Genomic DNA, 14,651 nt, shown 5'->3' on the forward strand with positions numbered 1-14,651 from the left:
CACTGTCACCGGAGTAGATGACTTATTAGTAGATGGCAGTGTTGCTTACAATATTGTCACTGCTGCTGCTACCAGTACCGATACCAATTACAGCGGTGTTAATGCCGATGATGTCGCAGTTACCAACACTGACACCGACACTGCACCCGTACCCACGCCAACGCCTGCACCCGTACCGACGCCAACGCCTGCACCCGCACCGACACCTACTCCTGCGCCCGTACCCACGCCAACTCCTGCGCCCGTACCGACGCCTGCACCCGCACCCACGCCTGCGCCTGCACCCGCGCCTGCGCCTGCACCCGCGCCTGCACCCGTACCAATACCTACTCCTGCACTCGTACCAATACCTACTCCTGCACCTGCACCCGCGCCTGCGCCTGCACCCGCACCTGCGCCTACTCCTGCACCTGCCCCTGCGCCTGCACCCGTACCGACGCCTGCGCCAAATGACGAGTGCATCTGCGACACAATTGCCTATCCCAACTTAAACCAACCCAATGCAGTTGAAAACACCATACTCGGTGTATCAGGCATTCAAATAGGTACTGCCAAAAACGACGAATTTCTCGGCAGCAACAGCGGCAACATATTCGATGCCAAATCTGGCAATGATAACTTATACGGCGGCAACACTCGCGACATATTCAACGGCAATCAAGGCAACGACTTCATCAGCGGCGGTACTGGTGATGACATCTTATTTGGAGATGAAAATAATGACATCATTCTTGGCGACTCGGGCAATGATTTAATCTTCGGGGGCAAAGGCAATGACTCCATAAATGGCCGCGAAGGTGATGATATCGTTTATGCAAATCGCAATGATGATTTCATTGATGGCGGTAAGGATAATGACACTTTATATGGAGGCAAAGGTGGCGACATAATGCTGGGCAGTCAAGGTGATGACTACTTGTTTGGAAATCAGGGTTCGGATACTATTTGCGGTGGCGCAGGTAATGATTTCATCGGCGGTGAGGGAGGAGCAGATATGCTGGGAGGGTGCGAAGGAAATGATACTCTTTACGGTGGGGAAGATAATGATACTCTCACGGGCGGGAAAGGTAATGATATTCTTTACGGAGAATTGGGCAATGATAGTTTGATTGGCGGTAGCGGTAACGATGTTTTTGTCTTGACAAATGGTCAAGGATTTGACATTATTGCTGATTTTACTGCTGGTCAAGATGTGATTGGATTGAGCGGTGGTTTGAGTTTTAGCCAGTTAGCAATAACTCAAAATACTCAGGGTACAATTATCAAAAATCTCTTGACCGGGGAGGAGTTAGGCGTTATGATTGGAGTGAGTGCCAATTCACTGACAACGGCGAACTTCATGCTGGTTTAGGGAAGAATTAAAAGTGCGATCGCCCATTAAATCCACAAAGGGCGATCGCACTCGCTCCAAATCGACATTCATCTGCTTCTTCTGCGTCAATCCGCTGCAATCTGAGCTTAAAATTTCATACTGTTATGGCGATTTAACTTCAGTCTCTTGACTTCTCACCACTGGGGGCGGCAGATTCGGCTCAGATTCGGCCACATTCAACTGGCCGCCGCAGCAGCGCAGTTCGTAAAGCTTTGCATTAATTTGATACTCGTACTGACTCAATAGCCTTGCATAAATATACCCAGCTTTTCCATCCAAAAAGCCTAACTGAATGAAGTAAAATAAAATAAATCTGAGCAGTGGTTTAAAAGGCAGCCTCACCCAAACTTTTTTGAGAAATCGCTTCCGCTGCACGGCATCTCCAAATAGGTGAGCGCCAATAGTGCCGCTGTCGCCTCGACCGAGAAGAATATTGTAATAAACGCGAGCTTCCCAATTAGAATAGCGGTTGTGACGCTCGATCCAGTGAAATAAATTTCGGTAATCCTCGTGGATCATGTCATTTTTTAAGTAGCCGACTTGACCGGCTAAAATGACGTGTTCGTGAACTTCGTTGTCGCCTGTATTGGGGACGGATTCGGTGCCGAGATTTTCGTAACGGCCTTTTTGATGTTTGAACAAACGCAAATTCCAGTCTGGATATCTGCCGCCGTAACGCAGCCATTGACCTAAAAATAAAACTTTGCGGTTGAGGTAGTATCCTTCAAAATTGGGGTCTTGGATCGCCTCGGCGATTTCGTCCCAAAGTTCTGGAGGAATGCGCTCGTCGCAATCGACAATTAAGACCCATTCGTTGCGAAAGGGCAGGTTGTCCAAAGACCAATTTTTCTTTTTGGGCCAGCGATTGTTGAAGTAGAACTGCACTATTTTTGCACCGCTGCTGATGGCAATTTCTACCGTGCGATCGCTGCTTTGGGAATCAACCATGAAAACTTCATCCGCCCTGGCAATGCTGGCCAGACACGCAGGTAGATTGAGTTCTTCGTCTTTTGCCGGAATGAGAACCGAAACCGGAATCTTGGATGAACTAGAGGTCATAATCGATTGCTTGAACCTGAATGCGGTGGAGTTGTTGTGGTTGAAGTGCGATCGGCACGGTAGCGCCGACGACTTGAGCGGTGAGGGATATTGCTTATAGCCTAATGCCTGGAGGTCGATTTCGGTAGAAAAATCAGACCGCGGAGGGCTGCACTCAAATAACCGATTTGACCCCAGGCAAAAACGAAATTTTCAAAGCGCACTCCCGGATCTCTAATGTATTTAAAAGACTTCCAGATACCCCTCAATATTCTTTCACCCCCCCGCCCAAACTGAGCAATACCGGCTCGATCGGACAATTGTTCTCGATAACACTCGCTAATGCCTTGCCACCACCCGCGCTCTAGAAACCAAGCTTTATTAAGCCGTTCTGGGGCGACATTGTGCAGCACCAGGGCAGACGGCAGATAAACAACTTGCCAACCTAACTCTAATGCTAATTCTGTGGCGCGCAATTCTTCGTTTGACAGCAACTTTTTGCCTACCCTACCGAGTTTGACATCGAAACCGCCAATTTGTTCGAGAAAATCGCGCCGGATCGAGTAGTTGACACCCCTGGGAGTCAAACCGACAGCAGTCACGTACTGGCAAGTATTGCCTAAATCGTATTCTCCCAAGTTTTGGGCCAATCCTGGTGACAGCCATGCGGGCGGGCTGACTCCATCAGGCCACAGCAAGTTAACTTTGCCGCCGGCTACGGCTAGTTTTTGATTGCTTTGATAAGCGCTGTGGAGCTCCCTGAGCCAATTTGGATCGGCAACAGCGTCGTCGTCGAGATAAGCTAATATGTCGCTGCCAGCTTGCTTTGCGCCGGTGTTCCGGGCGATTGACAGACCGATTTCGGGTTCCCAGACGTACTTGAGACGCCGATCGCCCAGTCGGGCTTCTACTACCTCGCGGGTGCGCGAAGTGGAACTTTCGGGACTGGCATAATCGCTAGAAGCGTTATCGACTACTACTACTTCAAAGTTGTCGGGAAAATCCTGTACCAGCAAGCTGTCGATCGCCCCTGCTAAATAGGCCGCGCGATTGTGGGTGCAAATTATTGCTGATATCTGAGGACGATCTGGCATAATTGAGAGCTGTGGAAATATTGGGGTTCTCGATCGACTGACTCCGATCTTGTCTCATCAATGCTATTATCGCTTAAAAAGCATTTAACCGTTGGCAGTTTAAATCATAATGGGTAATTGGTAATGGGTAATTGCTAGTTATGTTTAATCCTTTGTAAATAGCTGATTACAAATAAACACGCTTATCGGGATGGTCGGTTTTGCCTCGATAGACAGGCTTGTATAGGAGTGATATTCAGCTCAACTCACCGCTACCAAATACTAGGGTTTTTTTCGCTTGCCTAATGATGCGATCGATGACTAGCCTTCGACTTGCTTCGGCTACGCCAGCGGACAAGTCGCTCTTCGGCTAAAATAACAAATAACAAATAACAAATGAGGGCGGGCACGGGGGCACCGCCCCTACCAACAACAAATAACAAATAACAAATAACAAATAACAAATAACCAACAACAAATAACCAACAACAAATAACCAACAACAAATAACAAATAACCAACAACAAATAACCAACAACAAATAACCAACAACAAATAACCAACAACAAACAACAAATGACTAAAATAATTTTAGTAACTGGGCCTGCCCGAAGTGGCAAAAGTGAATGGGCTGAAACTCTGGCGGCGGGTTCGGGAAAACAAGTAATTTATGTGGCTACCGGCGTGGTTGATGAAGCGGATTTGGAGTGGCTGCAGCGCCTAGAAAAGCACCGAAATCGCCGTCTGGTTGATTGGAAAACTCTGGAAGTGCCGATCGAATTACCAACAGTTGTGCGATCGGCTTCAGCGTCGGATTGCTTGTTAATTGATTCGGTGGGAACTTGGACGGCGAATCTGTTGGAACAAGAAGCGACAGTTTGGGGCCAGATGCAGCAAGATTTGCTCGCCGGTTTGAAGTCAACGGAGGCCGATGTAATTTTGGTAGGGGAAGAAACCGGATGGGGCGTTGTGCCTGCTTATCCTGCGGGGCGGCTGTTTCGCGATCGCCTCGGCACTCTCGTGCGGCACATCGGGGCGATCGCCGACAGTGTTTATCTCGCCACCGGAGGTTACGCCTTAAATCTGAGCGCTTTGGGTACACCGCTGCCGCCAGCCAAGAATTAACAGCCCCGAAGGGCGATCGACTAGGGAGAAAACATCTCGGTTTCCCGACATACAATTTTCACTTAAAATCAGGTATAATTTTAAGGAAGATTGAAAACTCAAGAGTCACATAAATTAGTCAAAAAACATACTCCCTAGGGCAAATAGCACAACAATTTGATATGAGGAACAGCCAAATTTTGAAAAAATGTAAAATATAAAATGTCTCTTGAGATAGAGTACAGATTTCAATTTTAAAGCTTAAAATTATCAACTAATCGCAGGATTGACTAAAAGTTATGGCATCAGATAGTGAAGTAAGAAAATATATTAGTTATTGGTTTCAGCTAGGCAAAAAAGTATTAATTCGCAACGGTTCCGAAGCGCTGCTGCCAAAATCGGTAATTGCGGGCGATCGCTACAGCAGCGAATTTGAAGAATGCTGGCAAAAAATTATCTCCCCCGACAGCGGCGACTGCTACCTGCAAGGCACAAACGAAACAATTGCCCAACTGCTGACACCAGCATGGGAAATCAGTCCCTGCGCGCGCTGCGCCATGCCCGTAGTGTTCGCCACAAATGCCATGCCGCCGGAATCGTGTCCCTGTAGCGACTTACCGAACTGGCCCGATACCGAAATGCCCCAACCTCGATCGCCCGTCAGCACAAAATCGCAACTTTCAGGCATTCGCGATCGACTCCAGAGAACCGGTGGGGAGTAAAGAGGGGGAGAGGGGGAGAATGGGAGAGGGGGCGGTCAGAAACCGGGTTTTTCTCGAAAAGACGCATTACGACCCTAGATGCACTAAAAAACCCGGTTTCTTAGGTCATAGCGCATAAGTCTTGGACTAATGACCAATGACTAATGACTAATGACTAATGACTAATGACCAATGACCAATGACTAATGACTAATGACCAATGACTAATGACCAATGACCAATGAATTCGGTTTTCTCTATCTTAAAGCAGTGGTGAGAAGGCGACAAATTGTTACAATTAGTTTACAATGCTTCACACTAGGTCTGAGTTTATGGATGTCAAGACAGTATCGCCAGCCACCCCGCTAACTTACTCAAATTCAGGGACTCACACTGCACTGCAAAATCTCCAAGAGATAGAAACAGTTCCCCTGCAAGCAGTAGAAGTACAACTAGAGACAGTGGCGGTTACTCCAGAACCGCTCAAATCAGCCAAGGATATCGCTTACGAGTTGGCCGGAGAAGCTGTGCGCTACGATCCAGAGGCGATCGCAGCCCAATACCGAAATCGCCCGCTGCAAGTCTGGGGAAGGCTGTTGAGTGTTGTCTGGACATTTTTTAGCTTTGCCTTCAGTCTGTGGTGGGACAAAAAAAGAGGGCGCACCGCAGCCAACGAAAAGCGCCGCGCCGTGCGCCTGCGGGAAATTCTCAGCCAACTCGGCCCAGCTTTCATCAAAATAGGACAAGCACTCTCAACTCGTCCCGACTTAGTACCGCCGACATATTTAGAAGAACTAACAACCCTGCAAGACCAATTGCCACCGTTTCCCAACGAAGTAGCATATCAATTTATAGAAGAAGAATTGGGCGCGCATCCCAACGAAATTTACGCCGAAATCACTGCAGATCCGATCGCAGCAGCCTCCCTCGGACAAGTCTACAAAGGCAAACTCAAAACCGGAGAAACCGTCGCCATCAAAGTACAGCGGCCGGGTTTAGCCGAGAACATCGGTCTCGATATTTACATCCTGCGGCGCGTCGCACTTTGGGCGCAAAACAGTTTCAAAATAATTCGCAGCGATTTAGCGGGAATTATGGACGAGTTGGGCGAACGCATTTACGAAGAAATGGACTACACCCACGAAGGACAAAATGCCGAACGCTTCGCCCAATTATACGGAAATCTCAAAGATATTTACGTTCCCAAAATCTACTGGGAATATACCCGCCGCCGCGTCTTGACAATGGAGTGGATCACCGGCATCAAACTCACGGATTTAGAAGCCGTCAAAGCTCAAGGAATCGACGCTCCTTACTTAATTGAAGTGGGGGTGCAGTGCTCTCTCAGACAGTTGCTAGAACACGGTTTCTTTCACGCAGACCCGCATCCCGGCAACCTGTTAGCAACTCCTGACGGTCAATTAGCTTATCTCGATTTCGGAATGATGAGCGAAGTTAAACCTTATCAGCGATACGGCTTGTTGGAAGCTGTAGTGCATTTGGTCAACCGCGATTTTGAAGGTTTAGCTAGAGATTATGTCAAGTTAGAATTTTTGACACCGGATACCGATTTAACGCCAATTATTCCAGCTTTGGCGGGCGTGTTTAACAATGCTTTGGGTGCTAGCGTTGCCGAACTCAATTTCAAAAGCATTACTGACGAACTTTCCGCCGTGATGTACGAATATCCGTTCCGAGTTCCAGCTTACTATGCTTTGATTATTCGATCGCTCGTCACCCTAGAAGGCATCGCCATCAACGTTGACCCCGAATTCAAAGTGCTCAGCAAAGCCTATCCTTACGTAGCAAAACGGCTGTTGAGCGACCCTGCACCGGAATTGAGGGCATCTCTGAAAGATTTGCTGTTCAAACAAGGCGAATTCCGCTGGAACCGCTTAGAAAACTTGCTGAACAATGCCCGCGAGAGCGACGATTACGATGTCAGCAAAATCCTGAATCAAGCCTTAGAATATTTATTTTCCGAAAGGGGAGATTTTATTCGCGATCGCATCGTCACCGAATTAGTCAAAAATCTCGATATAATTTCCAGCAATGCCTTTGCCAATGCCAAAGCAGTAGTCGGCGAATGGTTTGGAGTCAAGGCAAATCAACCAGTAGTTTCAACAACCGATCAAAAAAACTTAGATCACATCAAACGCATTTGGGGAATTTTGCAATCAACCCCCGGTTTTGACGGCATGAAAGTATTGCAGTTACTGCCGCAGTTGTTGCTGAAACCAGAAGTGCAGAATATGGGTCAGAAAGTCGCAGGCGGTTTAGCTCAAAGAGCAGTTGCTAGATTGATTCGCGAGTTTTTGCTTTCCCAGGAACCCGCTGCGATTCCTGAGAATGGAAGCTATCCTAAAATTGCGCCTCAGTTGTCTTTACCTGCGGCGAAGTAGTTGCGGATGTGTGGATAGTGTAGGTTTGGTTTTGTTCCAATAGCCCAACCTACACTATCAACTGCTGTTGAGAAAATTAAACGAACAGGTAAGATGCCTGTTCCACAAGAAAACTCATATCAAATCCGGTTGCATCCGAATGATTCAGATATATATTCTCTCCCTCTGTGTACTCTGTGTTCTCTGTGGTTAAATAATCATTCCGATGCAAGCGGAACACATCCTACAGTCTTCTCTCCTGTAAGTTGCCAGATAAAAGGAGGCAGAGCCTCCGGATCTGCATTACCAGGCAGAGCCTGGTAACGAGCAAAATTGGCGTAAGTCCTGTTAAATTTTTGTGGTTGGTTGGTTGCCCGGCCGCCCCAAAGTTAAGTTTAAATGCACAAAAGCTTAGCTACACAATGTAAGGAGAATCGATCGCCCTAGCGCGATTAATTGCCACCAAAGTCTGGTAAATCAAAGCCGAAATCTCAGCGCGGGTAATGTCCCGCCGCGGCGAAAGCCGATCGCGCGCCGGATAATTGACTACAATCTTCAAAGCAGTTGCAGCGGCGATCGCACTCAAACCAAAATTAGGAATTTGCGATCGATCGGTGTAAACATTCAAAACATCGGGATTTCCCCCCTTAAGTTCCAAACCGTTAACCAAAGAGACAATCGCCTCAGTCTTAGTCAAATTCTGATTCGGGCCGAACTTCAACCCCGGAAACCCCGACAAAAACCCCCCCCGATTCGCCCGTTCGATCGCACTTCTGGCCCAAAAACTAGCAGAAACATCAATAAAATTTGTCGCCAACCGCTTCGGAACCGGACTAAACGCACTCACCAACAGCGCCGCATATTGAGCGCGATTTAAACTGTCATCAGGTCTAAAAGAACCGTCAGGAAAACCGCTAATTATATTCCCCGCAGCCAAAGCCTCAATAAAGTTCTGTGCCCAATGTCCAGAAATATCGCTAAACCTCGCACCGCCGATATTCGGATTGCCGCCGCCCTTTCTCACCGCAGCTTCGACAGCTTTCAAAGCATTCACTTTCCCGTAACCAAACCAATCGCTGCGGCGGCTGTTAGGATCGTAATTTCCCATCCGATTTCCCAACTGCGGATCGGGTTCGGAATCAACAATTTTGTCAGCAGTTTGTTCGAGAATTCCCCGCACTTCCCGCGCCGTCAAACGGGGGTTGACCGAAAGCACCAAAGCTGCAACTCCAGCGACTACTGGAGTGGCGCTAGAAGTGCCGCCAAAGGTATTGGTGTAGTCCCCCGCGTCGTAGCCGACAGCGCCGACTCGATCGGCAGCAAACACCCCCAAACCGGGCAAATACTGCGTCACCTCCGGCGCAGTCGCAATAAATCCGGTTTCTGGCAGCCAAGTTCCCGGCGGCGCGTTGTTGCTGGGGGCGCACACCGAGATGCTGCTGCCCCAGTTGCTGTAGGCTGCTTTTTTGTTCAGAGAAGTGGAAGCAGACACCGCAATCACATCCGGGTGCACGGCAAATCCTGCCAGCCATTTAGTTCGATCGCCCAAAATGTTATTCTGCCAGCCTTTCTCATCTACAGTACCGTTAACTGGGCGGTTGGCATTGCCCGCAGCGAACAGAATCACGCAGCCTCTGCCGCCCCGCCCTTGGGTGGCGGCTTTGTTGATGACGGCACTTTGCCGCAGGGAAAGCGGATAGTAAACCGCCCCCGGCCCCCAACTGCAAGAAATGACGGCCGCGCCTTTTTCGATCGCCCAATTGAATATTTTTTCGACAGAATCGTCGTCGAGAAAACCCGTAGTACGGATGGGCATCAGGGCGCATCCTGGCGCAACGCCGACAATGCCTTTGCCGTTTTCTTCTGCAGCGGCGACACCGGCGCAACTTGTGCCGTGGTTGTCCGATTCGGCGACTGGCATCGGGGAAGTGTCGCCGTCTTTGAAATCGATGGGCGAGACGATTTTGCCTTGGCCTTGAAAATCTGGGTGTGTCAAGTCAACTGAATCGTCAGCGACGGCAATTACGATCGATCGCGCGCCGCGAGTTATATCCCAAGCGGCTTCTGCATAAATTTGAGCGCCGCCGACAAGTTCGCTGCCGCCTTGGTTGTTGAGATACCACTGTTTGGGATAAAACGGATCGCGGGGCGTGTAGTATTGCTGAGTCTCTACTAAAATGTTGGGTTCAGCAATCAGAACTTCTGGATATCTTGTCAGGCGGTTGGCAATTTTGATTGGGTTTTCTGTTGCTTGTTTTGTGACTTCGCAGAGAAAGGTGTTGGGAATTCCTGCTATTTGCCGGACTATTTTTAAGGCAGCAAAACTGGCGATCGCACTTCGCGATGTTTCGTTTACTTGTTCGCCAAATTGAATTGTAATTCGATCGGTTAAATAAAAGAATGTACTCGGATTGTTGGCGGGACAATAGACATGGCTGGCAAAAGCTACACTATCGCTGGCGCGGGCTGCTTGCATTGCTGCATCTAGGTTAGAGGGCGCAACCAGATATTCTTCAATATTGCTTTGGGCGATGCGGCGGTTGAGTTTTGCCGGGATTTGTGCCGCCCAATCGCTTGAGATTGATGCTGTCGGTGAGGGGCGAATTGTAAAGCGATCGTCGGCTTTTGACAGCAGCAATTCGTCGCCGCCGCGCTGCAAAATCAGCGGGAGGCTTGCTTCGGGAACTCCCATCCCTTGATAGTTCTCTAAGGTATTTGCTGAAAGCGCGATCGGTTGTGTCATAAAAAAGCTCGGTAAGTGGGAAACTCAGCGACTTCAGTCCTGAGAGGAAAACGGCTCGGCGATTTCAATCGCCTTGAATCTTCAAGTTTAAAATGAGTAACTGTAGCCATCTTTGTGGTGAACAGTTTGGCAGTATTTGTGACTAATCCCTTGCACCAATTCTGATGTCGAGATATTGAATGAACCAGTCGTTCTCACCGCAACCCGACCAACGTATTCACCTATTTTTTTACCACTGGTAACGATTGCTTTTACAATGTCGCCAGTTTGAAAACCTTTGACAAACTTGTTTCTCGGAACGTACCGAAATGGGAATCCAAATTTGTCTGTACGACACATTTGACGAGTCCCGTGTCCAGTTGCCTTGATTAGCAATGGTTTGCTCGTTACGACAGACAAGGATTCAACTTGGCCGACACAAGCAGCATCAAGCCAATGAGTTTTAGGTAGTTGCAGTCGAGTACGATTAAACTTTGTCAGTCCACCTGAACCAGTCAAAACGGGCAACCCCGTTTCTTTCAGATGAGAGAACAACGCCCATCGAGTCGAATTCACGGCAGCAGCATCTTTAAGCGGACGTTTTGCTTGTGCAAGGATGTGCTTCAAAATATCAGGTTTTTCTGCTAAGAATTGCTCAACATCTTGAGTGTTTTTCTTCTGGTTGCACTTTTCGCAAGCAAGGCAGAGATTTGAAATTCGATTACTTCCACCCTTGGCTTTTGGATGAATGTGTTCAACTTGCAAAGCTACGTTCTCAGCGTTGCAGTAAGCACATTTTATGTTCCATTTGTTGAGTAGATATTCACGAACTTCGTAACCTTGCAGTTCGCCTTGTTGGTACTCAACGCCGGAAATCTCAGGATTTTCTAGTTGTTGTAGGTCAAATCTGACAAGCTCTTGAACAATCAAACTAATTGGTGCAAGTCTGCGTAATTTGTTAACCCAAGTTAGGGTGGTTTCTACCCGGTGCTGCAAGGATGGTGCTAACCAACCTTTTTGGCGGGTACGGTTTAAAAACCTTGCTTGGCGGTAACGAGTATGACGGTTTCGCCTTCCTCGACGCAGTGCGCGACGGGAATCAAGACTTGCTTTGATGGTTTGACCCCGATGAGTTAGTTCAGCGCCAAAAATTACTTTTTCGCCTTGTAATAATGCGATGCCAGTAGTTTTAGAGCCTGGATCTAACTTGAGACTAATTGATTCAATAGTTGCTGTTACCACCTTTTTGAGAATAATGGTAAACGGGAACCTTTTGAAAACAGCCGCTTTACCGGCGGTTAACAACTTGTGAGCCACTGACGGCTTACAAGGTATTAGTGGTCTTTTGTTTGTATCGAGTACGAAAATAAAATTGGACATTGTTGTGTCCTCCACTTGCGTGTAATGTTAGCTTGTCGGTCAATGTTATAAGAGCTTTTTAAACCTGCAACACTGCCTCAGTGACTTTAAGGCTGTTTAATTGCAGATGACAGGGCAAGGGACTAGCTTCGCATCCACAGGGTGTCGTGACTAAAATAACGGAGATTTCAAGAATCTTAGGCCCGTCAGCATAGCTTGCTCGTTTTTTCGCGACCAAGCTCAGTGGCTTGAGCCCTGAGTTACTGACTAGAAATACCCCCGTGCAGTTTTAATGCAATTTTACTATTTAATTTTCCCACGATACTTGAAAAATTTGAAGTTACGATCGATCGCAACAACAGCGACACAATTCGAGCAATTTCTCAGAATCAAGATTTTGCTGGCAGACTTTTTGAGGAAGCTGAAAAGTTGAACTCATTCTCCTGACGGGCGTTGCAGCCGACGGAAAGTACCGCGGAGGGAACGGGCAGCCCCAGCCGTACCGCCTTAATGTTACGGATTGTTACTTTGTTTCTAATAAACGAGACGGGGGCGATCGGCATCCTTTACGATCGCTCTTAGTTTTGCCATCCGAGTTAATTCGCTATGTACCAGCCTTTTCGGGAATACCTAGAGCAAGAGCTGTTTCAAAGGTTTGATTTGCAAAGTCGCCCGATTCCCTCCGGGTTGGAAGTCAATGTCAGCGAGCGCGGCAAAACCCCAGCTACAATCCGCAGTTGGTGTTACGAATGCCCGCAATTGCGAAAAATCCGCTACACTTACATCGATGCGGGTGAAGCAGCTCAAGTTTTTAATTGCGTGATTTATCCCAATCACAATTACGATTTGCCTCTGTTGGGAATTGACCTCTTGTCTTTCGGCAAGAAGAAAATTTTGGTAGTTCTCGACTTTCAGCCGCTATTTAGAGATGAAGCTTATATAGCAAAATACGTTCAACCTCTACAATCGCTCCGCGACAAGTACGACGATTTGGCCCAAAATTTAGAAATGAAATTTTATGATGCCAATCAGTATTTTTCTAAATACTTGCTGTTCGCCAAAACAGATGCGGAAACAGTAGAAAATCGGGTATATCCAGCTTATAAAGACTATTTGGATTTGTACTGGAAAATGCTGTCGGAGGCACAACCGCTGACAGACCCGGAAGATATTCAGCGCATCGTTAAAGCTCAAAAAGATTACGACCAGTACAGCGCAGACAGAGACCCGGCTTCGGGCTTGTTTAGCAGTTATTTTGGTCGCGAATGGGCAGAAAAATTCCTTTACGAGTTTTTGTTTGAAGATGCTGTGCCTTTAGCTGTCCCCGCGAGCGCGCGATGACCGCTAAAGGCACAGGGATGCTGCCAAAAAAGTTGGAAAAGTTTGTAGTAAGGACTTGGTTACTTAAAGTTAAGGTGGCAGAAAAACTGAAGTCATTACTACAAACCTGTGGATGGCCGAAATCTAATCTAAAATATAAAATCTAAAAGCTAAAATCGACATGACTCTTTATCAACCTTTTTTAGATGCGGCGATCGCTCTGATGAAAAATCGGTTAGACTTACAGTCTTACCCGATTCCAGAAGGGTTTGAACTCAAGGAAGCTACTGTCGGGAAAGGGAAAAACCAAGATGAGGTCGTAACTACCAGTTATGCTTTTTCATCCCCAAAACTGCGGCAAATTCGCGCGGCCCACGTCCAAGGCGGCAACAGTTTGCAAGTTCTCAATTTTGTGATTTTCCCGCAGCTTAACTTTGATTTGCCGTTTTTTGGCGCGGATTTGGTGACGCTCCCCGGCGGGCATTTAATTGCTCTGGATATGCAGCCTTTGTTTGGCGGCGATGCTGACTACCAGGCTAAGTATACTGCGCCGATCGAACAAATTTTTCAAACTCATCAACCGCACCTTCCTTGGGGTGGGGATTTCCCAGAGGAAGCCAAACAGTTTTTCTCGCCGGCGTTTCTGTGGACTCGCCCCAAGGAAACAGAGGTTGTGGAAACTCGGGTTTTTGCAGCTTTCAAAGACTATCTCAGCGCTTATTTGGATTTGGTCGATCGCGCCGAACCCGTGACAGATAGCGCAAAGTTAGATAGTATTTTACAAGCTCAACTGCGCTATCTGCGGTACCGTGCCGAAAAAGACCCAGCCCGGGGAATGTTTAAACGGTTCTACGGCGAGGAATGGACGGAAGAGTACATTCATGGCTTTTTGTTCGATTTGGAACGAAAGCTGCCACAAGCTGCCACAATTGGTAAGTAACAAGCATTAATTTTAAGAGAAGTTTCAGCCACTATACTAATAAGTGTAGGTTGGCATGAGGAAAATGCCAATGGTCAAAAAAAATCGCAATGTAGTTAGTTCAAATTCAGAAAGCAAAGTCAAAGTCGGACTTTCGCTGACTCCTTCGAGTGCCGACAGATTGAATACGATCGCTCGAAAACTCGGAATATCAAGGTCGGAACTGCTAGAACGCTTGGCAAAAGGCGCTCTGGATATTTCTAAGGACAAAAGTGAAGTTACTGTCACTTGGAAAAAAGGTGAAGAAGGTACGGTTGATACCGCTGACTCAGGGGAAACAGCCGAAGAAAGCACAGTCGATCGGGGTGTAACGGCAGAAACTCTATCGGAAAAGGTAAGGGTACAGCCAAATCCACTGCAGGCAAGTTACGACGCTTTGCAGCAGCAGTTGAGCGAACGGGAAAGCACGATCGCATCTTTGCAAGAGCAATTGGCGGCCCAAAAGCAAAATCTCGAACAGCAATTGCACGAAACAGCAGCCAAGTCGAAGGACGAAAGTTTGCAGCAGCAGTTGAGCGAACGGGAAAGCACGATCGCATCTTTGCAAGAGCAATTGGCGGCCCAAAAGCAAAATCTCGAACAGCAATTGCACGAAACAGCAG

At 47.7% G+C, this 14,651-nt stretch carries 12 protein-coding genes; 8 read left to right on the forward strand and 4 right to left on the reverse strand.

Annotated features, from left to right (window positions below):
• A partial coding sequence (locus WBA89_RS09400) for a calcium-binding protein (protein WP_424405904.1) occupies positions 1-1,351 on the forward strand: 1,351 nt, incomplete at its 5' end.
• A gap of 123 nt (positions 1,352-1,474) precedes the next feature.
• Here the strand turns inward: WBA89_RS09400 and WBA89_RS09405 are convergent.
• Entirely contained in the window at positions 1,475-2,410 is a 936-nt protein-coding gene (locus WBA89_RS09405) for a glycosyltransferase family 2 protein (RefSeq protein ID WP_424405922.1), read from the reverse strand.
• Between WBA89_RS09405 and WBA89_RS09410 the strand changes: the two genes are divergently transcribed.
• Positions 2,319-2,531, forward strand: a complete 213-nt coding sequence (locus WBA89_RS09410) for a hypothetical protein (protein ID WP_424405926.1) — start codon at positions 2,319-2,321, stop codon at positions 2,529-2,531. The two genes, WBA89_RS09405 and WBA89_RS09410, sit on opposite strands and share 92 nt — an antisense overlap.
• A gap of 1 nt (position 2,532) precedes the next feature.
• Here WBA89_RS09410 and WBA89_RS09415 read toward each other — a convergent pair whose 3' ends face one another.
• Positions 2,533-3,504 carry a glycosyltransferase family 2 protein gene (locus WBA89_RS09415; protein ID WP_424405906.1) on the reverse strand — a complete coding sequence of 324 codons (972 nt, stop codon included), beginning with the start codon at positions 3,502-3,504 and terminating at the stop codon, positions 2,533-2,535.
• Positions 3,505-4,059: 555 nt separating this feature from the next.
• Between WBA89_RS09415 and cobU the strand changes: the two genes are divergently transcribed.
• From cobU to WBA89_RS09430, 3 genes are all read left to right on the forward strand, one after another.
• Entirely contained in the window at positions 4,060-4,608 is a 549-nt protein-coding gene (gene cobU, locus WBA89_RS09420; protein ID WP_424405908.1) for a bifunctional adenosylcobinamide kinase/adenosylcobinamide-phosphate guanylyltransferase, read from the forward strand.
• A gap of 278 nt (positions 4,609-4,886) precedes the next feature.
• Positions 4,887-5,309 carry a hypothetical protein gene (locus WBA89_RS09425; RefSeq protein ID WP_424405910.1) on the forward strand — a complete coding sequence of 141 codons (423 nt, stop codon included), beginning with the start codon at positions 4,887-4,889 and terminating at the stop codon, positions 5,307-5,309.
• 311 nt (positions 5,310-5,620) lie between these two features.
• Positions 5,621-7,690, forward strand: coding sequence for an ABC1 kinase family protein (locus tag WBA89_RS09430; protein WP_424405924.1), 2,070 nt, complete (start codon positions 5,621-5,623; stop codon positions 7,688-7,690).
• 394 nt (positions 7,691-8,084) lie between these two features.
• Here the strand turns inward: WBA89_RS09430 and WBA89_RS09435 are convergent, their stop codons facing one another.
• Positions 8,085-10,412 (reverse strand): S8 family serine peptidase, encoded by a 2,328-nt coding sequence (locus WBA89_RS09435; protein ID WP_424405912.1) that lies wholly within the window; start codon positions 10,410-10,412, stop codon positions 8,085-8,087.
• Positions 10,413-10,499: 87 nt separating this feature from the next.
• A complete protein-coding gene (gene iscB, locus WBA89_RS09440; RefSeq protein WP_424405914.1) occupies positions 10,500-11,771 on the reverse strand; it encodes an RNA-guided endonuclease IscB in 1,272 nt (423 codons plus the stop codon).
• Between the two features lie 585 nt (positions 11,772-12,356).
• Between iscB and WBA89_RS09445 the strand changes: the two genes are divergently transcribed.
• The 3 genes from WBA89_RS09445 to WBA89_RS09455 form a co-directional block, all read left to right on the forward strand.
• Positions 12,357-13,091, forward strand: a complete 735-nt coding sequence (locus tag WBA89_RS09445) for a 15,16-dihydrobiliverdin:ferredoxin oxidoreductase (RefSeq protein WP_424405916.1) — start codon at positions 12,357-12,359, stop codon at positions 13,089-13,091.
• Between the two features lie 160 nt (positions 13,092-13,251).
• Positions 13,252-14,010, forward strand: coding sequence for a phycoerythrobilin:ferredoxin oxidoreductase (locus WBA89_RS09450; protein ID WP_424405918.1), 759 nt, complete (start codon positions 13,252-13,254; stop codon positions 14,008-14,010).
• 70 nt (positions 14,011-14,080) lie between these two features.
• Positions 14,081-14,651 (forward strand): ribbon-helix-helix protein, CopG family (locus WBA89_RS09455; RefSeq protein WP_424405920.1); only part of this gene is annotated, 571 nt, incomplete at its 3' end.

Source organism: Microcoleus sp., assembly GCF_049646505.1.
Classification (GTDB): Bacteria; Cyanobacteriota; Cyanobacteriia; order Cyanobacteriales; family Microcoleaceae; genus Microcoleus.

Excerpts from the sequence above, each read along its gene's own strand:
- WBA89_RS09410 (WP_424405926.1), top strand. The coding sequence starts at position 2,319 with ATGAAAACTTCATCCGCCCTGGCAATGCTGGCCAGACACGCAGGTAGA.
- WBA89_RS09415 (WP_424405906.1), bottom strand. The coding sequence starts at position 3,504 with ATGCCAGATCGTCCTCAGATATCAGCAATAATTTGCACCCACAATCGC.
- cobU (WP_424405908.1), top strand. The coding sequence starts at position 4,060 with ATGACTAAAATAATTTTAGTAACTGGGCCTGCCCGAAGTGGCAAAAGT.
- WBA89_RS09425 (WP_424405910.1), top strand. The coding sequence starts at position 4,887 with ATGGCATCAGATAGTGAAGTAAGAAAATATATTAGTTATTGGTTTCAG.
- WBA89_RS09430 (WP_424405924.1), top strand. The coding sequence starts at position 5,621 with ATGGATGTCAAGACAGTATCGCCAGCCACCCCGCTAACTTACTCAAAT.
- WBA89_RS09435 (WP_424405912.1), bottom strand. The coding sequence starts at position 10,412 with ATGACACAACCGATCGCGCTTTCAGCAAATACCTTAGAGAACTATCAA.
- iscB (WP_424405914.1), bottom strand. The coding sequence starts at position 11,771 with ATGTCCAATTTTATTTTCGTACTCGATACAAACAAAAGACCACTAATA.
- WBA89_RS09445 (WP_424405916.1), top strand. The coding sequence starts at position 12,357 with ATGTACCAGCCTTTTCGGGAATACCTAGAGCAAGAGCTGTTTCAAAGG.
- WBA89_RS09450 (WP_424405918.1), top strand. The coding sequence starts at position 13,252 with ATGACTCTTTATCAACCTTTTTTAGATGCGGCGATCGCTCTGATGAAA.